The following is a 21,043-nucleotide window of genomic DNA, read 5'->3' on the forward strand; positions in this document are numbered from 1 at the left end:
GCCTGTTATTTTATCCTTTTTGCCACTTCTTCCATATAAATATGGTCCGTTCCACAGCATCCGCCTAGAATTTTTAGATTATATTCCTGATGTAATTTTATTATTCCATCAGCTAGTTCATTATAATCAGATATTATAATTTCACTGCCGCTCTCTAACTCTTCCGGTGCCATGGGTGATGCATTGGCCTGAATACCACAAAACCTCTTAAACACCTCAGGTACCTGATTAAAAGAACAATTTAGGGCTTTATTTAAAATATTCGGATGTACACGGGATATCCATATTTTAACCCAATTTCTACATATTGGCTATATATTTTTTTAAGTACCGGCCTAATATCTTCCCTATAAATAAGTCCGGCCAGTGCTACCTGTTTGTCCGGATAAATATTATACTCATTTTTTAACCGTTCTCCGACAGCGCCCTCCATTAATATAACCTCATTATTTTCAAAGCATTCTTTAAAATTCATATCTTACTCACCCTCAGCCCAAAATTCCAAGATGCTGTAATAATATCTTAATACCAAGACAGACTAATATAATACCTCCGGCTAATTCAGCTTTTGATTTAAATTTAGCACCAAAGATATTCCCGATTAAAACACCAATTACAGATAAAGTGAAAGTAACCAAGCCGATAAATGATACAGCCGGTATGATATCTACTTTTAAAAAGGCAAAGGTAATACCCACAGCTAAAGCATCAATACTTGTTGCAATCGCTAAAACCACCATATTCTTAAAACTTAAAGAGTTATCTTTCTCTTCCCCGCAGCAGGACTCCTCATCCTTACTTAAAGCCTCTTTCATCATATGTATTCCGATTATCCCTAATAAAACAAATGCAATCCAATGATCAATACTTGTAATTTTATCACTGAATTGTATTCCCAGTATGTAACCGATTAATGGCATAACAGCCTGGAATATACCAAAATACAATCCTACTGTTATCAGATGTTTAGGTGTAATCTTACGAAAGGATAAACCTTTACATACTGCTACCGCACATGCATCCATGGATAGTCCAACCGCTAAAATTAATAATTCCAATAAGTTCATTCTGATTTCTCCTTTGATTAAAATATAAGAATTGTAACATCACATGTAATATTCTCTTTACATCTGGGTGGCTAGTGTGATCCAGTTTTGTTGGACACACCGATAAAAAAAGACCTACCTACAGCCAAAAAGCTGTAGATAAGTCTCGTTATTTAAAACAAAACCAGATAGAAACTATCAGTATGTTGGCTTCGTTACACAAACATGCTAACTACTCCCTTATCACAATAAAAATATAATAGCTTATTGATAAAAGTCTGTCAATAACTTTTTTACTGCAAGGAAATGCTATAGAATAACCGTATTGTTTAAATATTCTGTTACAGGCCAGGAGCTGCTTCGTATACCTTTAGTTTCTCGTAATCCGTTTTCTTACACTCTGCCACTATCCATATACCGTCATTCTCATATTGACTGGACAGAATGGATGCGTGATCATTGAGATACGAAACCACATTTCCGTTTTGATAAGGGATACGCAATTCCAGTTTAACATAATCAGCAAAAACATGTTTCTTAATGGCTGCTATTAAACCATCCATCCCAATCTTTTTCTTTGCTGATATTATGACGGAATCTTGTATTGAAAGCTCTCTGTTTAAATCCAACAGTGTATTAACCATATCTATATTGTCCCCATCAGCATTATCCGTATCCATACCGTCTCTACCCATACTGTCCATATCAGCATTATCCTGGTATCCCTTTGCCAGATCCACTTTATTAAATGCATAGATAACGGGTATTTGATCAGCTCCCAACTCCTTTAAGGTTTCCTGGGTAACCTTCATTTGTTCTTTATAATTTGGGTTAGAATAATCAATCACATGAATCAGCAAATCTGCCTCGGCTACTTCTTCTAAGGTGGAGCGGAATGCTTTCACCAGATGATGAGGCAATTTACTGATAAATCCAACCGTATCCGTGAGTAAAAAGTTTTTATTATCCGGAAGTGTTATATTTCTTACGGAAGTTTCAAGGGTCGCAAATAACATATCCTTTTCAAATACCTTTTTTTCCGCATTCGGATTATAAAGGTCAAGCATAACATTCATGATTGTAGATTTACCGGCATTGGTATACCCTACTAAAGCAACAACGGGAATCTCATTTTTCTTTCTCCATTTACGCTGATTCTGCCGCCTTGATACTAGTAGCTCCAGTTCTTTATTAAGAGCACTGATTCTGTCTTCGAGTTTTCTGCGGTCTAACTCTAATTTCTTTTCTCCTGAGCCTTTGTTTTTTAATCCTGCGCCACCACCCTGACGTCCTAAAGCTTCTGCGGAACCAATCAACCTTGGCAGCATATACTGTAATTTTGCAATTTCAACCTGAAGCTGTGCTTCTTTGGTTTTTGCCCTCTGTGCAAATATATCTAATATTAATACGGTCCGGTCTATTACCCTGCACTCTACGGTTTCTTCCAGGTTTCGTACCTGGGAGGGCGATAATTCATCATTAAAAATTACTAAATCCACACCAATTTCTTTGGCTAATTCGCTGATTTCCAGGATTTTTCCTTTTCCCAAATAATATTGAGCGTTAATTCTGCTTAAATTCTGGCTCACTTCACTTACCGTATCAATATCACAGGCTTCCGCCAGATTTCTTAATTCCTCCATGGAATTTGTAAAGTCTTCGTTATCATTTAAGTTGGCTCCAATAAGGAGCGCCTTTTCTCTTTGTTCCATATAATATCCTCCATACAGATAAATGTGCAGACTTCCGCCTGTGACTGATAAACGGAGGATATTATAATTTTTATTATTATAAATAGTATAATAAAAGTCCCAATAAACTAAATAAAAATTAATTGTCTATTTCATTAGCCCTACCCCAACTTTATATTAATTTAATAAAATAAATTCCGTATTTGTTTCATATCTTTCAAACTTACTATTTTATTACTTTAATTTGCCAAGGGGTATAAAAAAGCATACAAAAAAGAGGGCAGATTATCCCTCCTTTTTCCAATATCCGTATTACATTCCGTAAAAGGTTATCTTAAAAATAGGCAGACCAATCCCGTTTACCCTGCACCAGGCAGAGTCTTTAAGCACTATTAAATTAGTTACATAAAGTTTTAAAACGAAATTTATATAAAAAAATACCCATTTTTAAGCAACCCTCCAATCCTAAAAGTATATATATTATACCATATTCTAAATATAATTCAATCTATTTTTCTGCATGGTTGTGGAGTTTTTTTCCTGTTACTGATTACTATTTCTAACAATCATTTTTGCACCCTAACGGTCCCTTCCTCTTTACCCTATGTATTTCTTCATAACATAACAGAATACTCCTTAATATGCTGTCTTTTTAACAGTGATCACTCTGTCGTACTTTGGTTTTGTATCTTTAAAGATTACATGACTTACATTGATAACCGTAATATCTTTAAGGTTTAAGATCGTATTTTCTATCTCCCTGGCTCTCTCCATATCCAAAGAAGCAAACGCTTCATCCATAAACAGGATACTTGCTTTATTTAATAACGCTCTTGCAATTACGATTCGGCTTCTCTCACCGCCGGATATATTTCGGCCGTTATCATAAATAACCGTATTCAGGCCATCCGGTAGATTTTGTATAAAGCCGTCAAGACCGGAAGCAGTTATTGCGGTGTTGATTTCTTCCTCCGAGTAATCTTTATACAACGTTATGTTATTCTTAATCGTGTCTTCAAAGATAAATACCTGCTGCTCAATATTGGCAACCAGAGAAAAATACTGTTCTTTCTTAATTTCTTTCATATTATAGCCATCAATCAATATATCTCCCCAGGTAGGATAAAAATATTTACGGAAGAGCTTTAATAAGGTAGATTTACCGCCCCCGCTGGGTCCCACGATTAGATATTTACCGTTCTTTTTAAACTCTAAGTTAATATCGGATAAAATGACCCTGTCATCATCTTCATAATGAAATCCCACATTCTGAAATTCAATCGTATCCTTAAATTCCGTAAGCTCTACTGTTTCTTCATGGGTATTGGAATTCTTTAAGGTATCTTCCATTTTCTTAATCAGGTTTCCTGAAGTAAATAGTTTTGGCAGGCTTTCACTGATTTCAAACAACGGCCAGGCCATACGTCCTAATCCTTCCACAACCAATAAGACGCCGCCGGGGGTTATATCACCCTTGACTGCAAAATAACCGATAAAACAAATAACTCCGTATAAGGAACCATTCATAACGAAATTCTCCGTACTGTTTATGAAGGATATCATACGCTCAATCAAAAAGCCTTTATACTGAATCTCATTACTTTTCTTATAATAATCATCTGTTACCTTATCCTGCAGGTTATAATTTTTAACAATGTGAAATGCCGATAATACTTCTTTAATATAAGAGGTGTAACCGTCAAACATATCACTTCTTTCTTTATATGCCTTTTTAAGAGGTCTTGCAGTTGTAACAGATATTAATAGGTTTATGGCAATGATTACAAGAGATAAAAGTATCATTGACCGGTTCACGGTAGATATCAGCCAGATACCTACCAGAAAGCTTACGGTACCATTCCCTACTGTATAAATACCAGCAATCAGATTATTTTCCAGCGTATTAAAATCATTGGTCATACTGGACAGATATTTTGCATTATTTTCTTTCTGAAATTCAGCTATATCTTTATGAAAAACCTTAGTGACATAATATTTTTTAAGTAATACATTTGCTTTCTTTTTGTATAAGTTATTGGTTAATGCTACGGTTATACCAAAAGGCAGTAACGCTGATGCGTTTAATAATAGTACAGGTGTTAAGGCTTTTAAGGTATTCACATCCCCTTTTAAGGCATAATCCAGGATTAACATCATTTTTCTTGAGACCTGCCCGTCTAAAATTGCTGTTATAATTGTAAAACCCATTGCAAGGATAAAATAAGGCAAAACCTGAACCAATTTTTTTACCATGTTATCACCTCATCAAAATACTCTTTCGCTGGATACCTGTTAACCAGGCCGTTTTTTAGTTCGATAACATAATCATAGCGGTCGGTTACTCCCTCATAAAACCTGTGGCTGATGGCAATAACCGTATTATTTAAAGATAAGAATACTTTCTCTATCTCCCTGCCAAGTTCTTCATTTAAGCTGGAAGTCCCCTCATCCACAAATAATATCTCCGCATTTTTAGCAATTGCTCTGGCAATGGAGATTCTTTGGCGTTGTCCTCCGGACAAATTTTTTCCGTTCTCCCTTAACCTTTCATTCATGCCGCCTTTATCCTCAATTATAGGCTCCAACCCGCATACTTTAACAGCATATTCCATCTGTTCATCCGAAATTTCTTTATAAAGACTGATATTATTCCTAATAGTATCCTCGAATAAAAATACGTCCTGATAGATAAATGCTACTTTATCATGAAAGGATTTTTCTTCTATTTCCCGATAGTCCATACTATCTACCGTTATAGTTCCCTCGTAATCATCATTTGCCATGGCAAGCAGATTCATTAAAGTAGATTTTCCGGCACCACTGACTCCTTTGATTAAATATTTTTTCCTTTCTCTATTGTAAAGGAAGCATTTTGCAAAATTGGCTTCTTATCATAGGAAAAGTTAACTCCTCTAACCTCTATCTTATCCTTAAAATCAAAAGTTTTACTGCTGTTATGCCTGCTTTCTTGATAACTCTCCGGTTTTGCAATCTTTTCATAAATGCTGACAGATGCCCTCACCTGATTCCACATCGGAAAAGCACTGATTAAAAAATTGCTGATAGAGCTGCACAACTGAAATGTCAGACCGGCCTCTGCCAGGGACAGCCCTGTCTGAAACTCATTAGCCAGGTAGATCAAAACCACTACAGATACGATGAAACCAGGAACTCGTATTACATTTCTCTGAAATTCATTAAAGACATTGGCTGCATACTTTTTCTGTTCCGTCCGGTTAATAGTACCAATGCTTTTCTTTAAAAATTTTTCTTCGATATTATTTAACTTTAATATCTCAATTCCGTTAAATGTATTAGACATATCCGTAGTAAACCGTTCGTTATATTCGGATACGGATTGCTCCAGGGCAGTCATTTTCCTGGTAAACAAATGGGCTAATAAAAATAATAACAAGGAAAATAAAAACATGCCTGCTGCCAGCTTATAGTCCAATAAAATTAAAAATAATACAGAGAAAACATACATACCCATGTTAATCAAATAATTTAATAAACTGATAAAGAATTTATTTTCAAAGGTATTTACATCGTTAATTAAATTCGATATGTATATTTCTTTGGATTTTTGAGTGAATTGTTTAAATGACAGATTCATAATTTTATCAAACGCTTGTTTTCTTACATCTAAAATCGTATCTCTCATATAACGTATCCGAAGCATTCTTGATAATAAAAAGTTTATCGGTGTATAGATGATGAACACTATTGTTACGATAACTACCGTTTTATAATATTTTATATCGCCCTTTTGAATTGCCCCTAAGATAAGGGCAAAGATACCCATCTGAACAAAATGGTCAATAATAAACAAAAAGGTGGCAAACAGGTATTGTATAAATTTAGATTTTCTCCTTAATAATAATTCTCTCATATATCTTAATCTACTCCCCTTTTATTTTACTTTTATTATTTTATAGAAAAGGTGCCAGACCTTTTATAGCATTAAATCCGTATTTTTTCACTAATTTGTCAGCCAGCTTATGTAAAGTATCCTCTTCCAAAAATGGATATAGTCCCGTACATTCCTCAATATTTCCATTGTCCAGGGCTTTCATAACTACCTTGTCCAGAGTCTCTTCACTTAAAAAAGGGGCCAGGCCAACTAAGTCTTTCATTCTTACCGTACCTGTTTTTACTACTTTAATTACTAATTTATCCAAGGTCTCTTCGCTTAAGTGAGGAGCCAAATTAGATATTTGTGATATATTAACTTCTTCGGTAATTTTTTCTGCCAGATAATCTAACAGATCTTCCTCTAAAAAAGGAGCGAGTTTTACTATATCGTCTATATTGTTAACCACATCAATTTTTTCACCCAGTATTCTAAAAAGTCTTCACTGACAAAAGGTGCGATACTTAGTAAATCTTTTGTATTAAGCAGTTCTTCATTGTCTCTGATAACCGTATCCATGAGATTTTCCGTCTGGCTCGGTTTTAATACCGGAGCCGCAGCAGCCAGGGTTTCAACTGATACTTTCTCTTCTTTAACAAATTGAGCTGCATCTCCTTTTATTACATGCTCCACTAACGCACTTTCTTTTTTATCAGATAAGAGACTATCTATACTACAGCCTAATAACTCCACCAGTTCCGGTAGTTTAGAAATATCCGGCATGGAATTTCCTCTCTCCCAGTTACTGACAGCCTGATAACTGACACCTAATATATCCGCTAATTCCATTTGAGTCATATTTTTTTCTTTACGAAGTTGTGCTATCTTTTTTCCAACATTACTGGTATTAAACATAAAAGATTCTCCTTATTAAATTTATTTTAAGTTTACAAAACGTTTTAAATGTATACCAAGTTTACCGGTAACTTGTGCTTTTATTTTAGCATTCTATGGAAAAATAAAAAGCAACTAATGCTTGAATGCGCTCTAAATCGTTCATTGATACAAATGTAACATGACCTTAAAGGCCTCAAATACTACATGAAAAAGAAACTGCGAAGCGGTTTCTTTTTCATACCAAAATCATAAACTCAAGCATTACTTTAGTTTTTTAAACTTTCATTACTGCTATTCCCATATTGTAACTTTATGGATTTCATTATAATATAGAATCAGGGAAATTAGAATAAACAAAATGGAAAAAGGTGACAAAATTGTCGGATATTACAAATGAATTAAAAGAAAAACTTAATACTATACCTGAACTTCCGGGCATTTATAAATTTTATGATGCAGGTGGTAATATTATATATGTAGGTAAAAGTAAGTGTTTAAAAAACAGGGTAAAATCTTATTTCACAAAATCACCCAAATGGGAAAAAGTAAAAAAAATGATTTGCTTTATACAGGATGTGGAATTTATCGTTACCGATACCCACTTAGAGGCCAGATTATTGGAATGTGAATTAATTAAAACACTAAAACCTTATTTTAATGCACAGATGAAAAACGATCAGAGATATGTTTATCTGAAGGTTGCAGAGTATAACTCTTATAATCCGTTAACCGTAATAGCTGAAAGGGAAGAGTTTTCGTTTGGACCCTTTCGAAGCAGATATACCTTATTGGATATTGTTAATTCCTTAAAAAATATATATCCTATAGCCAAAAAAGACCATACCTATGTATTTGAATATCATTTACTTCCGGTTTCTCTTACCAAAGATGAATTTGAAGAAAACAGAATTAATCTTCTTGAATTATTCTCCGATCCTCTTAAGTTCAGCTTATTTCTTTCCGAATTGGAAGTAAAAATGATGGAAGCGGCCTCTTTCTATAAATATGAAACTGCTTCCATGTACCGGGATATGATGAACGGTTTAAAATATATAACTCACGGAATCAGCGCATATGAAAATCTTTTAAACAGAAGTATACTCTTAAAAATTCCATATCCTGAGGGTACTAAACTATTTTATATCTCCGATGGTAAAGTCGTTTTAAAAGAAAAGTTCTCTATCCTCCAAGGGAAAGATATCAAGAAATTTATTAAAAAAGGAAAGTCAAATATGGAATTAACAAGGACCGTTCCAGACAGCAATTCGAATTTAGAAATAACAGAAAAGAAACACATTGATTTCCGCGATATTTTATGTTCGGAGATTATGGCTTTACCGGAGGATATGGTTATGCTTTTATAAAATTCTTAAATATAACATTTATCTGCAACCCTGTTTCATATACTTATATAAGCATATTATTAGGGGAAAGTAATGTCTAGATTTAATACAGACAGTCATCTGAGATATAAAACCATGACATTAACCGGTCAGGGTCAGATTACCGCTGTCCCGGATATAGCAGTTATCCGTCTTGGGGTTGAAACAACCGGTGATAATTTAATGGCAATTCAGGCGGAAAATGCACAGTTAAGCCAGGCTGTCATCCACGCCTTAAAACGACTTGGCATTACGGACATTAAGACATATCAGTATATAATTGAGAAACGTTATGATTATGAAAATGGTACACAAGTTGACAGAGGTTATGCCGTCCGTAATATTCTGGAGATCAGATTGGATAATATGGAGCAGGTGGGGATGGTAATTGATACCGCCGTAGCAAATGGTGCCAATATTGTAGAATTTATCTCCTTTGAGGTATCGGAGTTAGGAGCTTATTACCAGCAGGCCTTAAATCTGGCTGTTATGAGTGCCATGGATAAAGCAAAATCATTAGCTGAACTATTAGGTCTGCCTTTGGAGCCTTTTCCGGTACATATTATTGAAAACAGTACGCCGCCGATACCCTACTCCCAAAGCGCAGTCACCAGAGAGCGTACCTTTGTAACCCCGATTGAACCCGGAAATAAAATCATTGAAGCTTTTGTGACGATTGATTTTAATTACTGAATGCAACTTTAAAATTTTAATTTGTTCCTATATTAAAAATAATCCGGTATCCGGTTTATTGAGGTATTCTGCAGTTTCAACCATATGATATCTTTACACAATGCCATGCAGACTGCCTTCTTATCTTTTTGCAAATAAGAAGGCAGAATTTTAAAACCTAATCTTTCATAAAATACCGGGTTGATTTCTGAATATAAAAAGATAATGCTGTTTTCTCTATCAATTTTTCCCATGCAATCGTTTAATAAGCTGGTAGCATATCCCTTACCGGCAAATTCCAACGGTGTTAATACGGAGCCAAATCCATATACTTTATAACCGAACAGTTCTTTTAAATTCAGCATAATCAAGGAACTGACGATTTTCCCGTCCTCTTCTATTACATATCTTACACCAAATTCGTCTTCTTTACTGTTATCCGCCTTATATTGTTCAAAAGTCCTGTTTTTGCTCCATTCTTTATAAGCTTCCCGAAATAATTCCTCTCTTTCCGAGAGTTTGGCTTGTCTTATTAGCATGTTACAAATCTCCTGAATTAAAATCTTTTTATTATAATAGTAAAACCTATAGTAATTCATAAAAAATATATGTATTAGACATTTGATTTTACAATTTTCATTCTAAATATATCAAAATATAATCAATCTTACCTTATGCAACCTATAGATCATTTTTCACTTTTATAAATCTGCTATTAAATATAAGTCCCAGAATTAGTATGAACGGAAATATTGTAGCAGCCAGTAAACCATTTTGCAGATTTTCACCCGTTTTTTCTGATACAACTCCAACCAAACCCGGCCCTATAGAGCAACCGATATCTCCTGCCAATGCAAGAAAAGCAAATAATGCGGTTCCTCCTCTTTTTAAAGCTTTTGACGCTAAACTAAGGCTTCCCGGCCACATGATACCAACGGAAAGTCCGCAAAGGGAACATCCGACTAAAGCGAGTATTGGATTTTTAGAAAGAGCTGCCAATAAATAACTAACGATACATAAGATACCGCTGATAAACATAAATCTTTTCAGATTGATTTTTTCACTGTATTTACCGAAAAATACCCTGGTACTTCCCATAAAAAGTGCAAATGCACAGGGGCCGGCCAGATCACCTATCGTTTTAGATACGCCCAGTCCCGACTCGGCAAATGCAGAAGCCCACTGGCTCATACCAAGTTCCGATGCTCCTGCACTCATCATGAGTAATGCCAACAGCCAGAAAATTTTATTACTGAGGAGTTGTTTAATACTCATACTCTCTCCCTCTTCCACCAGTACCTTTATAGGAACCCTGCTAAAAAAGAAACAGTTAAACAAAGGAATGATTGCCCAAAGACATGCTAATATCCCCCAGTTCTTTAGTCCAAATACTGAAAAGAAAACCGTGCTTGCTATTACTACGAATACCTGTCCCCAGCAATAAAAGGAATGGAGTAAACTCATGGCAGCTTCTTTTTTCTCCGTAGGACATGCCTCAACAATGGGCTTACCAAAACTTCGATTAACCCTCCGCCAATGGCATAGAAAACAACTGCTATCAGAATTCCGATATAAGCATCAGGGAAAATATTAGGTAAAGCGGCCAAGCCGATCAGTCCGGCTGCCGCAAAGATATGTGCGGCAACTACTGATATACGATAACCGATTTTATCAATCCACATAACCGAGCAAAAATCAACGGTTAATTGAATTCCAAAATTCAGGGTAACCAGCAATGCAATTTTATCAAGACTGATATGATAGTTTTTGTGAAAGGTTATAAATAATAAGGGAGCAAAATTTACAATAATAGCCTGGGTGATATACCCAAGATAAGCGGCATAGATAGTATAATTATAATTTTCTTTTATCTTTTTCATTGGTTGACCTCGCTGTCATATAAACATGATTAAGTTAAATTTGTAAACGTTTGTTTCATTTTAGACGGATTAAAGCGGTACGCATACTTACCGCTTTAATCCTAAATTCTCTTATTTACTATATTTCATTTTGTTATTGATTTTAATTTTGTGTGTCTCAATTATATCCGCACTGGAAGTAGCGATATATATGGTATATTCACCCGGTTCTACGACAAAACATTTTTCAGTAGGGGAATAGTAGGCAAATGCACTGCCATCAAGGGTTTTGGTGACTCTGCCCCTCTCACCCGGATTAAGGCTGATTTTTTGGAAAGCTTTTAAATCTTTTTGCGGCCGCTCCACCGGTTTTTGCACATTTTCGGCACATCCGGTATAAATCTGTATAACTTGAGCACCTGGAAGTTTACCTACGTTCGTAATGGTTATTGAAACTTTTACCTGAAGTGTCTCTTCTGTCTGTTCCAATCTGACTTCCCCCCGGTAACAGAAAAATCCGTGTAGGACAGCCCAAATCCAAATGGAAATGCCGGTTTTATATGATTGGAATCATAATGCCTGTATCCAATAAAAACACCTTCGGTATATATTATTTCCTTATCGTCCTGGGAAATTCCCGATTGGCAGGCGGGTGTATCAGCCAGTGTCATAGGGAAAGTCTCCGGCAGCTTACCGGATGGATTCACTTTTCCAAATAATATTTCTGCCAGGGCATAACCGCCCTCCATACCGTTATACCAGGTCTGAACCAGGGTATCGGTTTTATCAAGCCAGGCGCTCATATCTACCGGTGAACCTGTCATCATAACTACAATGAGATCTTTCCTGACAGAAAGCAAGTCTAATATAAGAGTATCCTGACCATACGGTAACTTAAGGCTGCGTCTATCCATACCCTCCACATCATAATCATGGTTCAAACCTCCGATATAGATAACCACATCGGCATTTTTTGCCGCATCCAAAGCTTTCTGCCTGTATTCCCTGTTCTTTTCTGCACGTTCAGAATTTTTACTGTCTTCCCTGTTCCAGAATGCAGAATCTTCTTCCAGACTGTTTGCCTGCCAGCCCTCATCCCAAACGTTTCCCACAACAGAAGTATAATAACCGGGTTCATATTGAATTGTAACATTTCCTCCAAGAAGCATATGCATACCAAGCAACGGTGAAATCTCATACAGTGCTTTAATTTCCGCACTTCCACCGCCAAGGGCATGCAATCTATCCCCGTTGTCACCGACGATAAGAATATGTTTTATTTTCTTTTCATCAAGAGGCAGTATATTCTGTTTATTTTTTAATAGAACAATGGATTCTTCTGCTGCTTTCCGAAGTTGTATACGGTCCTCTGTATCATTATAAGAATCTGCTTTTCTTTCACCATCCAGCATATTAAGCCTATTCATAACCCGAAGAATATTTCTCACCTTATCGTTTATGATATTTTCCGGAATCTTCCCCTCTTCCACTAATTTCTTTAACGGAGCAGCCATATAATATTCATCAAAATTATCTGTTACGCTCATCTCCATATCTAAACCATGAAAGGCTGCTTCCACAGTGTCTTTTACACCGCCCCAGTCGGATATGACAAAACCGTCAAATCCCCAGTCTTTTCTTAACACTTCATTAAGCAAATAATCATTATGGCAGCAGTAAGATCCATTCAGTTTGTTATATGCTCCCATAACAGCCGCTGCTTTTCCCTTTTGCACGGCTGCTTTAAACGCAGGAAAATAGATTTCCTGCAATGTTCTTTCGTCTACAATGGCATTTACGGTTGTACGGTTTGTTTCCTGGCTGTTCACTGCAAAGTGTTTTACACAGGCTGCTATATCATTTTCCTGAATCCCTTGTATGAGAGGCACAACCATCTCTGCCGCCAGATACGGGTCTTCTCCCATATATTCAAAACTGCGGCCGCACAGGGGTGTTCTCATCATATTAATTCCCGGTGCAAGAATCATATCTTTACCTCGTCCCCTTGCCTCTTTGCCGAGTATTTTACCAGTTTCATAAGAAATATCCGGATTCCAGGTAGCTGCAAGTGCAGTGTTACTGGGAAGATAAGAGGTATAATCATAATTTTGTCCGATCACCTGCCAGCTGGCTGGTTTATAATCCATTCTGCATCCCATAGGTCCATCGGAACTGATAAACGGAGGAATCCCAAGTCTTTCTATTCCCTTTGTCTGAAATAACTGGTTTCCATGAATCATACCAATTTTTTCATCCAAAGTCATGATACCAATAAGTTCTTCCAGTTGATTTTCTTTCATAATTTTTATCCTAAATACCACACTCTTCTGTGTTTTACCACAGTAATTATTTGTGAAAGCCTATTGTGGTATCCTTTCTAATTTTATTCAGTCAGGCCAATATTTTTAGTCAACAAAAATAGTATACCATAATAAAAGCTATTATGGTATATTTTTACATGCAAAATTCTATTAAGTTTTTATTCTACAGAAAATTTGCAAATATTGAGGCGCCAACAACGGTTAATATACCGGAAACAGCAATAGCCAGACTGCTCATGGCTCCTTCAATTTCTCCTATTTCCATTGCTTTAGCCGTTCCGATGGCATGAGCAGACGTTCCGATAGCTAAGCCGATTGCGATAGGATTCTGGATCTTAAACACTTTACAAATAAGCTCAGCAATGATATTACCAAGTACTCCGGTAATGATAATGACTGCAACGGTAATTGTGGTTATTCCCCCCAATTCCTCTGAAACACACATGCCGATTGCTGTTGTAATGGATTTTGGCAATAAAGTAACATATTGCTCATGATTTAAACCGAATAGGTATGCTAAAGCCAATACACTAATCAAGCTGGACATAATTCCGGCCAGGATACCAAGTATCACTGCTTTCATATTCTTCTTTAATAACTCCAGCTGTTGATACAGCGGAATCGCAAGACACACCGTAGCAGGGGTTAATAAATAACTTAGATATTTCGCACTGGTATTGTAACTTTCGTAATCAACACCCAATAATAATAGTGCTGCCATTACTATAATAATGGAAATAAGCAAAGGATTGAATAAACCGCTTTTAAACTTATTTTTAATTTTTATTCCTATGATATATCCCGCTATACTGATTATTACTCCGAAATAAACGGAATTAGTCAGAAACTCTTTCATTTTTACACCCATTACATAACACATTTGCAGTCTAATGTGTTACTGCCATAAATAAAAATAGTTGAAAGAATCCAAATATGGCACCCTTTCTCTGTTTTATTTTCTTTCAACCTTCCTATCTTTATCCTTACTTATAATTGCCTGTACCGTCTTTCCCGTAACTGCCATAACGATGATTGTTGTTAAAATTGTAATTATTATAATCGTTATCCATATGGATTTTAAATCTTTCCAGGCGGTTAGGAGACCTACTGCCGCAGGTATAAACATTAACGGCATAATTTCAATAAGAAATCCTCCTGTTTGTTTTACATTTTCCACTTTAACAAGTTTAAAATACAAACAGAATAACATAATAATCAATCCATAAATACTTGCCGGAATTGGCAGAGGTATTATACTATGTATCATTTCACCAAGAAACGTAATACCCAGAATAATACCCACTTGATTCATATATTTCATTTCTGACACCATACCTTTCAATTTTTAGTGTTTGAAAAATTAAAAACTTCACAATATATTCTCTTATTGGTAGAACCAATTTAATAACCACAATAATTTTAGTACTTTCGTCAAAATGCGTCAAGTTATAAATTGCATATAACCAGGATTTGCGTGCACATGAGCATCCTGCCGGTCGGGCTTTTTGTTTCATAGGAAAGATTGGAAAACTTTCCTATGAAACAAAAAAGCCGCCATCTCAATGGAATGAGATTGGCAGCCTTTATTAGGTTATTTATTATATGTGTCAAACCTTAAACTTGGAGATTTCCTGTTTTAATTCATTAACATTTTCCTGAGCGTTTATTATTTTATTAAGAACATCCATTGACATACTGTTTATTCCCACAACCTTTTGGGCAATCTCCGTTGTTCCCTCCGAACCTTCATTTGCGGCGATTGCGACACCGTCCATTGTGGACATAATCTGTGTAATAGAGGATAATAACATCTGGGATGTCATTTTAAAATCTGTTACCATATTATCAACAAAATAAGCATCTTCGCTGTATTTACCTGCAACATCAAGGAACATCTTATAATCCTTTTCTATATTGGTAGACATAAACGACAGAAGATTATTGGAATTATCGGATAGACTGTTAACTGACAAAGTCACCTTGCTGGTTATATTCTGTATCTCTTCTACCGCATTTTTGGATTCCTCTGCTAATTTTCTGATTTCTTCTGCTACTACAGAAAACCCTTTACCTGCGTCTCCTGCTCTTGCTGCTTCAATGGCTGCGTTTAAAGCAAGGAGATTAGTCTGCTCTGTTATCTGCATAATGGCATTGGATAATATGCTTATTTTTTCTACAATCTTTGAATCTTGTATGGAATTCTCCAATTTACCTTTCGTACTGGACAATAATGTATAAGTTTCTTTCTGTGCAGCAGTTACATATGCTTTTACTTCATCAGCCCGGCTGCTTATTTCTCCCACTTTAACAGCTCCCTGTACAGATTTATCGGTGATTGTCTGAATGGATTTTACTAATTCCTGGGCAGTTGCAGTCATTTCTTCCGTAGAAGCAGCTGTTTCTTCCATACCTGCAGATATTTCCTCCGTAGTGGCAGAAATAGCCTCAATACTTTCATTCAGTTCTGTCATGTTTATCTTAATATGTTTAATAATGTTCTCCGTGCTGTCAGAGTTATCATTTACGGAAGCGACAATTAATTTTATATTAGAAATGAATTTATTAATACTGCTGGCTAAGTGACTGATTTCATCTTTTGATGGTACTTTTATTTCCTGGGTTAAATCCCCTCCTTTATCAGAAAGAAGATTCAATTCCCTCATTAATATACGAATGGATTTCAAAATGGAACTGATAATGACAGATACAATTATTACACTGAATAGTATTCCGATAATAACAAATACATAACTGATTTTAACTGCAGCGGCATATTGTTTGTCGCCGTCTACTTTCTCCGCATTTGCCTTATTCTTATTAAGCTCTACTAATTTAAGTAAGGCCCCTGAAGCCGCATCATAAGATGTCTTGGAATCCCCGTTCATTATTTGCATGGCTTCAATGGTTTTTAAATTTAAACTAAATTCGATTACCTTATCATGTAAGGATAAATATTGGCTCCAATTTTGCTCCACCGTCTGGATTAACTGTTTAACTTCTTGTGTTTTGGATGTATTTTTATAACTAGTAAGGGTCAATTGTATGGATTTTTTTAATGCTGCCATAGCAGCTTCTTTTTCCTGTTTTACTTTTTTGTCCTGGGTAATAATGTGTTCATATTCCAAATTACGAAAATTAGAAGTTGCCGTATTCAATTCTTCGGTACTGATAATATTGGGTAACATCTGGTTTGAGATAATTTCCGATTTTTCATTTACATTACGGAGAACCATTAAGGAATATAAACTTAGACCAATAATAAAGAACAATAAAATAAACACCAGGAAAATCATTTTACTCTTAATCGTTTTTAACAAATTATAAACCCCCATTCATTCGTGTAATTTATTATAAAAATTTGTAAATTATAGATATATATTACCACAATTTGACTATACATGCAATTTACTTTTTTTACATTTTAATTATTTTATACAATATTTTCACCCAGAAAATGATTTTATTAGACAATTTGCAGTTAATATGAGGAAATTTGTGATTTGATAAGAATATATAGGTATTTAGTTCTATATATGTCAAATTTTGTTGTATTAGGAAATAAAATACAATATAATAGTATTCGTATAAATAGGTAATTACGAGACTATTTATTTTTTGGATATATCATTCAATTGATACGAATTTCAGAGTTTTGGTTGCCCCTGGGACAGATTTGGCTCTAAAACGCATTGATTGCATGGTATATCGATGCAATAATGGAGTTTCGCAATTGCTTATATTTGTATAATAGGGAAAAGGAGATTTATATCATGAAGAAAAGATTTGGATTAGTTTTAGGGATTTTTATGCTTATTTTACTATGCATCCCCTCTATGAAAGCTTTTGCAGCCGGGTATGCGGAGGATCTTGACAGCGGTACTGCCGTTAATGAATTGTCATCTTATGTCGTTAATACCGGAAGTGATGCAGAATTTGACAAAATAAAAACCTATAAAGTATATGTACCGGGGATACGAAAGAAGTAGTTCTGCCGATCACTCTTGATCAAAAGGGACTCCTTATCTGCAGTGCACAGCTCTCTGAGGAATATGTATCCGCATATGGTTATTTAAACATTTATGCTGATGAAGCTTGTACTGAGGAAATCAGTTATAGTTCTTATAACAGTGAAGCAAAAATTCCGGAAAAAGGCACTTATTATCTTAAATTCACAGTAAGTGATTATACTTTGGATGAGGCTCCCGATAATTATATGTTTGCTTTTGCCTCCCAGTTTATTAATGGAAATGACAGAACTTTAAAAGACAAAACCTGGGTGTGTTCCGGTAATACGGATACCCAGAAACCGATTTACTACAAATTTACCGCTCCTAAAACAGGTAGTGTTACCGTTAATGTTGAATCTGAATACTCCAGTTACGTTACACTGTTAAACAGCAGTAAAAAAGCTCTTTCCGACAAAACATATTATTTATCCTCAACCGGCAAAGTTTGTTTTGCTGTAAGTAAAGGAACTTATTACTTAAAAGTTGACAGTTCCTCTGAGCTTTTCCGGGTAAAGTATACATTTAAAGCAATTTCCGACGTAAGCGGTACCACAAAAACCAAAGCTAAAAGTTTAACTGCAGGAAAATCCCTGGCCGGCGTTGTGACTGCAACGGATAAAACCGGTAAGGTTGACTGGTATAAAATAACACTTACCAAAACCCAGGCTGTTAAAATAACATTTACCGGAAGTGTTTCTTCAGGTAATGTAAAACTGGAATTCTACGGCGGCGGAATCAGCGGTTCTATTACGGAAACCTTGGATACCGTAGAAGAAGATGCTTCCTTTGCTGCTGAGACATGGACATCTACTAAACTACCAAAGGGTACTTATTACATTAAGATAACGAAAGGTACAAAAAATACATCCGGTTTTTATAATATCAAATTAAATAAATAAGTTAAAATTATGAACGAATAAAAACCTCCAATAGTGGAGGTTTTAAGGAAAAAAACAGGGCATACGCCATCCCAGGAATATGATAATATAAAGACGGATAACAACTGCGCGGATTAAAAGGCCGTTGTTATCCGTCTTTTGGATTATAAAAACTTTCAGATACTATAAAATTACCCTTTGAAATGTACCCTGTGGGCTAACTCTGCCAGTGCCTGTCCGTCCACACGGTAAACGGTCCAGTCGGACATAGCTTTTGCACCCATCTTTTTATAAAACCGGATAGATGATTCGTTCCAGTCAAGGCACCACCAATCCAAACGCCCGCAGCCACGTTCCATACATATCTTACCTAAACATCCAAACATTGCTTTACCAAAACCATGACCACGGTATTCTTCCTTTATATATAAATCTTCCAGATATAAATTAGCTTTTCCTAAAAAAGTGGAAAAGTTATGAAAATACAAAGCGAATCCTACGGGCAGGTTCTTATATTCACCAATAATTACTTCTGCCTGATGTTTCACAAATAAAGATTCATAGAGAATTTCTTCATTAGCAACTACTTCATTTGATAATTTTTCATATTCTGCCAATTCCCTGATAAAATTTAATATTAAATTTACATCCTTTTCTTCTGCTGTCCTTATTTTAAAATCAGGTATTGTTGTTTCATAAATTGTCATAAATTTAATCTCCTGTAAATTTACAAAGAAAGTTAGTAATATTGTTATTCAAATGTTTCTACTGTTACAATATTATCTAAAAAGGTGTAACGAAACTGTACCACCGTATTATCTTTCTCCACTTTAAAGTAACTTTTATTTGTAGATCCGCTTCTGGGATAGGTATCGGAAGAATAGGTTGCTGATAAAGTCCCATAAGTAGAAATTGCAAAATCATATTCTCCTGCAAAAGGAATAATGACAGAAAGGGTATATGTATTATTTCCTATATAATACATACGGGTTACATCGCTGCCTGAATCATTTTTCACCGCACCGACATAAGGTTGAAAACTGCCATATACCACTATCTTCTGAGGCAGTTTCATTCCGGTCTCTTCATCATATATATTTTTTCCGCCGTATTCAATTAAATCAGAAGGATTTCCCGCTTTTTTACGCAATTCATCTCCCATAGACCAGATTTCCTTCATTGTTTCTTCCTGACTAAATCCCATGGGACATTCCGAACTTTTTGTGTTAATCTGATAATAATCCTGGTAATCCATTTCTCCGTTATCAACTCGTTTCATTCGTACGGCCGCACTATCCAGTCCTCTTCGAAACGGTACCTCAAAATAGGCATTCACATTATTAATCTGAGTCCATTTATAGGTATACTCCAGAAAATGCTTTTGCCCTTCGTTATCCTGATTGGCGAACCATCCGATCTGGTCATAACCCCACCAGTCTTTAAATGCTCTCTCTTCATAGGTACAGGTATCAAAATCACCAGCCACTTTGCCTCCCCAGTTATCGTATTCCATGAGATAAGGCATAACATCCGCACTCCAGCCATTTGGATTTACCCCGCCCTCGCTGAATCCTTCCCGGACTAAGACAAGTTTTTCCCCTTCGCGGTCTAACACCGGATACCTTGTAAAAGGCATTGCATTATAATCGAGCAATAATCTTCCTCGAATACTGATGCCGTGGCTATGGGCATCCAGCAGTATTTTGTGACGTCTTGCATGTTCTTTCCCATAAGCTCGGATCATGTCGATAAGTTCGGACATTTTGACCATTCCCCGGTCATTGGCGGTATACAGGTGGATTTGGCCAAGATGAAGTGCTTCATACCCTGCATCGATATATTTCGTCGCACGGTAATAAAACCACATTCTTGTTTCCAACCGGTTAATATCCGGTAAGGCACCATCCTCTCCCCAGATGAAACCTTTCGGTTCTTCCGGAAATTTCATGGCATCAAAATGAAATCCTCTCTCTTCCGGTTCTAATCCAAAAGCTTCAAAGACATAAGCCGGTACTTTAAAACTTTCAATATGACGATAAACGGCTTCAAAAATACAGGCCTGTAAAATAATCTCTGTATCCACTTCATGTACCCGGTCTGCCAGATATTTTGATTTTCTAAAATGCTCTTCATCATCTGGGTCCGGTGTCCAGATTCCTGACGCCCTGCCAATAAATTTTACTCCCATATTTTTTATAGCCCTTAAATCATCTTCCAGGGTTTTCGTATGAATGAAAAATGCTGCCGTTACGGCCCTGGACAAATAATTCTCCAAAACTTCTTTCTCAATTGTAGTATCAAAGGTATAATTTTTCACTAAATCGCTACTCTCCTTCTATATGTTTATACATGATTTGAGGGTAAAAAGCCATACAAATAATTTACATTCGTTGATTTGTACATTCATAACTTTTATTCACGTTATGATTCATATAGT

The 21,043-nt window shown here is 35.8% G+C and carries 21 protein-coding genes and 1 pseudogene; 4 read left to right on the forward strand and 18 right to left on the reverse strand.

What is annotated here, in order from left to right:
- Nucleotides 1-5: 5 nt before the first annotated feature.
- The 9 genes from Ana3638_RS25600 to Ana3638_RS24140 form a co-directional block, all read right to left on the reverse strand.
- Nucleotides 6-308, reverse strand: coding sequence for a homocysteine S-methyltransferase family protein (locus tag Ana3638_RS25600; RefSeq protein WP_330588060.1), 303 nt, complete (start codon nucleotides 306-308; stop codon nucleotides 6-8).
- Nucleotides 254-475, reverse strand: coding sequence for a hypothetical protein (locus Ana3638_RS25605; protein ID WP_246240600.1), 222 nt, complete (start codon nucleotides 473-475; stop codon nucleotides 254-256). Before Ana3638_RS25605 ends, Ana3638_RS25600 begins: the two co-directional genes overlap by 55 nt.
- A 13-nt stretch (nucleotides 476-488) precedes the next feature.
- Nucleotides 489-1,067 (reverse strand): manganese efflux pump MntP, encoded by a 579-nt coding sequence (locus tag Ana3638_RS24110; RefSeq protein WP_161840294.1) that lies wholly within the window; start codon nucleotides 1,065-1,067, stop codon nucleotides 489-491.
- Between the two features lie 320 nt (nucleotides 1,068-1,387).
- Nucleotides 1,388-2,758 (reverse strand): GTPase HflX, encoded by a 1,371-nt coding sequence (hflX, locus tag Ana3638_RS24115; protein ID WP_161840295.1) that lies wholly within the window; start codon nucleotides 2,756-2,758, stop codon nucleotides 1,388-1,390.
- 615 nt (nucleotides 2,759-3,373) lie between these two features.
- Entirely contained in the window at nucleotides 3,374-4,990 is a 1,617-nt protein-coding gene (locus tag Ana3638_RS24120; protein ID WP_161840296.1) for an ABC transporter ATP-binding protein, read from the reverse strand.
- The gene (locus Ana3638_RS24125) at nucleotides 4,984-5,535 is read right to left on the reverse strand and encodes an ATP-binding cassette domain-containing protein (protein ID WP_246240603.1); all 552 of its coding nucleotides are present in this window, start codon (nucleotides 5,533-5,535) and stop codon (nucleotides 4,984-4,986) included. Before Ana3638_RS24125 ends, Ana3638_RS24120 begins: the two co-directional genes overlap by 7 nt.
- A 35-nt stretch (nucleotides 5,536-5,570) precedes the next feature.
- Nucleotides 5,571-6,629, reverse strand: a complete 1,059-nt coding sequence (locus Ana3638_RS24130) for an ABC transporter ATP-binding protein (protein WP_161840297.1) — start codon at nucleotides 6,627-6,629, stop codon at nucleotides 5,571-5,573.
- A gap of 40 nt (nucleotides 6,630-6,669) precedes the next feature.
- Complete coding sequence (locus Ana3638_RS24135) at nucleotides 6,670-7,059, reverse strand: hypothetical protein (RefSeq protein ID WP_161840298.1); 390 nt, start codon at nucleotides 7,057-7,059, stop codon at nucleotides 6,670-6,672.
- A complete protein-coding gene (locus tag Ana3638_RS24140; RefSeq protein ID WP_161840299.1) occupies nucleotides 7,044-7,505 on the reverse strand; it encodes a helix-turn-helix domain-containing protein in 462 nt (153 codons plus the stop codon). Before Ana3638_RS24140 ends, Ana3638_RS24135 begins: the two co-directional genes overlap by 16 nt.
- 359 nt (nucleotides 7,506-7,864) lie before the next feature.
- On the opposite strand from Ana3638_RS24140, the gene Ana3638_RS24145 reads away from it, so the two are divergent.
- Both Ana3638_RS24145 and Ana3638_RS24150 read left to right on the forward strand, forming a co-directional pair.
- Nucleotides 7,865-8,851 carry a GIY-YIG nuclease family protein gene (locus Ana3638_RS24145; RefSeq protein ID WP_161840300.1) on the forward strand — a complete coding sequence of 329 codons (987 nt, stop codon included), beginning with the start codon at nucleotides 7,865-7,867 and terminating at the stop codon, nucleotides 8,849-8,851.
- 72 nt (nucleotides 8,852-8,923) lie between these two features.
- Nucleotides 8,924-9,562: an SIMPL domain-containing protein gene (locus tag Ana3638_RS24150; protein ID WP_161840301.1), complete on the forward strand. Its 639-nt coding sequence runs from the start codon at nucleotides 8,924-8,926 to the stop codon at nucleotides 9,560-9,562.
- 32 nt (nucleotides 9,563-9,594) lie between these two features.
- Here the strand turns inward: Ana3638_RS24150 and Ana3638_RS24155 are convergent, their stop codons facing one another.
- From Ana3638_RS24155 to Ana3638_RS24180, 7 genes and pseudogenes are all read right to left on the reverse strand, one after another.
- Nucleotides 9,595-10,080 (reverse strand): GNAT family N-acetyltransferase, encoded by a 486-nt coding sequence (locus Ana3638_RS24155; RefSeq protein ID WP_161840302.1) that lies wholly within the window; start codon nucleotides 10,078-10,080, stop codon nucleotides 9,595-9,597.
- 142 nt (nucleotides 10,081-10,222) lie between these two features.
- Nucleotides 10,223-11,421, reverse strand: a pseudogene (locus tag Ana3638_RS24160) (MFS transporter).
- Nucleotides 11,422-11,532: 111 nt separating this feature from the next.
- Nucleotides 11,533-11,889, reverse strand: a complete 357-nt coding sequence (locus tag Ana3638_RS25610) for a fibronectin type III-like domain-contianing protein (RefSeq protein WP_246240606.1) — start codon at nucleotides 11,887-11,889, stop codon at nucleotides 11,533-11,535.
- Nucleotides 11,859-13,700: a glycoside hydrolase family 3 C-terminal domain-containing protein gene (locus Ana3638_RS24165; protein WP_246240609.1), complete on the reverse strand. Its 1,842-nt coding sequence runs from the start codon at nucleotides 13,698-13,700 to the stop codon at nucleotides 11,859-11,861. The genes Ana3638_RS25610 and Ana3638_RS24165 overlap by 31 nt, the downstream gene beginning before the upstream one ends.
- A gap of 184 nt (nucleotides 13,701-13,884) precedes the next feature.
- Nucleotides 13,885-14,577: an LrgB family protein gene (locus Ana3638_RS24170; protein WP_161840303.1), complete on the reverse strand. Its 693-nt coding sequence runs from the start codon at nucleotides 14,575-14,577 to the stop codon at nucleotides 13,885-13,887.
- Nucleotides 14,578-14,673: 96 nt separating this feature from the next.
- Complete coding sequence (locus Ana3638_RS24175; protein WP_161840304.1) at nucleotides 14,674-15,042, reverse strand: CidA/LrgA family protein; 369 nt, start codon at nucleotides 15,040-15,042, stop codon at nucleotides 14,674-14,676.
- Nucleotides 15,043-15,328: 286 nt separating this feature from the next.
- Nucleotides 15,329-17,038: a methyl-accepting chemotaxis protein gene (locus Ana3638_RS24180; protein ID WP_161840305.1), complete on the reverse strand. Its 1,710-nt coding sequence runs from the start codon at nucleotides 17,036-17,038 to the stop codon at nucleotides 15,329-15,331.
- Between the two features lie 453 nt (nucleotides 17,039-17,491).
- On the opposite strand from Ana3638_RS24180, the gene Ana3638_RS24185 reads away from it, so the two are divergent.
- Both Ana3638_RS24185 and Ana3638_RS24190 read left to right on the forward strand, forming a co-directional pair.
- Nucleotides 17,492-17,707 (forward strand): hypothetical protein, encoded by a 216-nt coding sequence (locus tag Ana3638_RS24185; protein WP_161840306.1) that lies wholly within the window; start codon nucleotides 17,492-17,494, stop codon nucleotides 17,705-17,707.
- A gap of 203 nt (nucleotides 17,708-17,910) precedes the next feature.
- A complete protein-coding gene (locus Ana3638_RS24190) occupies nucleotides 17,911-18,627 on the forward strand; it encodes a pre-peptidase C-terminal domain-containing protein (RefSeq protein WP_161840307.1) in 717 nt (238 codons plus the stop codon).
- Between the two features lie 170 nt (nucleotides 18,628-18,797).
- Here the strand turns inward: Ana3638_RS24190 and Ana3638_RS24195 are convergent, their stop codons facing one another.
- Both Ana3638_RS24195 and Ana3638_RS24200 read right to left on the reverse strand, forming a co-directional pair.
- Entirely contained in the window at nucleotides 18,798-19,313 is a 516-nt protein-coding gene (locus tag Ana3638_RS24195; protein ID WP_161840308.1) for a GNAT family N-acetyltransferase, read from the reverse strand.
- Between the two features lie 44 nt (nucleotides 19,314-19,357).
- Nucleotides 19,358-20,923: a hypothetical protein gene (locus Ana3638_RS24200; protein ID WP_161840309.1), complete on the reverse strand. Its 1,566-nt coding sequence runs from the start codon at nucleotides 20,921-20,923 to the stop codon at nucleotides 19,358-19,360.
- Between the last annotated feature and the right edge of the window lie 120 nt (nucleotides 20,924-21,043).

The organism is Anaerocolumna sedimenticola (assembly GCF_009931695.1).
GTDB lineage: Bacteria > Bacillota > Clostridia > Lachnospirales > Lachnospiraceae > Anaerocolumna > Anaerocolumna sedimenticola.

What these genes read in the sequence shown, in the direction of transcription:
- Ana3638_RS25605 (WP_246240600.1), bottom strand. Translation starts at nt 475, where the DNA reads ATGAATTTTAAAGAATGCTTTGAAAATAATGAGGTTATATTAATGGAG.
- Ana3638_RS24110 (WP_161840294.1), bottom strand. Translation starts at nt 1,067, where the DNA reads ATGAACTTATTGGAATTATTAATTTTAGCGGTTGGACTATCCATGGAT.
- hflX (WP_161840295.1), bottom strand. Translation starts at nt 2,758, where the DNA reads ATGGAACAAAGAGAAAAGGCGCTCCTTATTGGAGCCAACTTAAATGAT.
- Ana3638_RS24120 (WP_161840296.1), bottom strand. Translation starts at nt 4,990, where the DNA reads ATGGTAAAAAAATTGGTTCAGGTTTTGCCTTATTTTATCCTTGCAATG.
- Ana3638_RS24125 (WP_246240603.1), bottom strand. Translation starts at nt 5,535, where the DNA reads ATGAATCTGCTTGCCATGGCAAATGATGATTACGAGGGAACTATAACG.
- Ana3638_RS24130 (WP_161840297.1), bottom strand. Translation starts at nt 6,629, where the DNA reads ATGAGAGAATTATTATTAAGGAGAAAATCTAAATTTATACAATACCTG.
- Ana3638_RS24140 (WP_161840299.1), bottom strand. Translation starts at nt 7,505, where the DNA reads ATGTTTAATACCAGTAATGTTGGAAAAAAGATAGCACAACTTCGTAAA.
- Ana3638_RS24150 (WP_161840301.1), top strand. Translation starts at nt 8,924, where the DNA reads ATGTCTAGATTTAATACAGACAGTCATCTGAGATATAAAACCATGACA.
- Ana3638_RS24155 (WP_161840302.1), bottom strand. Translation starts at nt 10,080, where the DNA reads ATGCTAATAAGACAAGCCAAACTCTCGGAAAGAGAGGAATTATTTCGG.
- Ana3638_RS24165 (WP_246240609.1), bottom strand. Translation starts at nt 13,700, where the DNA reads ATGAAAGAAAATCAACTGGAAGAACTTATTGGTATCATGACTTTGGAT.
- Ana3638_RS24170 (WP_161840303.1), bottom strand. Translation starts at nt 14,577, where the DNA reads ATGAAAGAGTTTCTGACTAATTCCGTTTATTTCGGAGTAATAATCAGT.
- Ana3638_RS24175 (WP_161840304.1), bottom strand. Translation starts at nt 15,042, where the DNA reads ATGAAATATATGAATCAAGTGGGTATTATTCTGGGTATTACGTTTCTT.
- Ana3638_RS24185 (WP_161840306.1), top strand. Translation starts at nt 17,492, where the DNA reads ATGAAGAAAAGATTTGGATTAGTTTTAGGGATTTTTATGCTTATTTTA.
- Ana3638_RS24195 (WP_161840308.1), bottom strand. Translation starts at nt 19,313, where the DNA reads ATGACAATTTATGAAACAACAATACCTGATTTTAAAATAAGGACAGCA.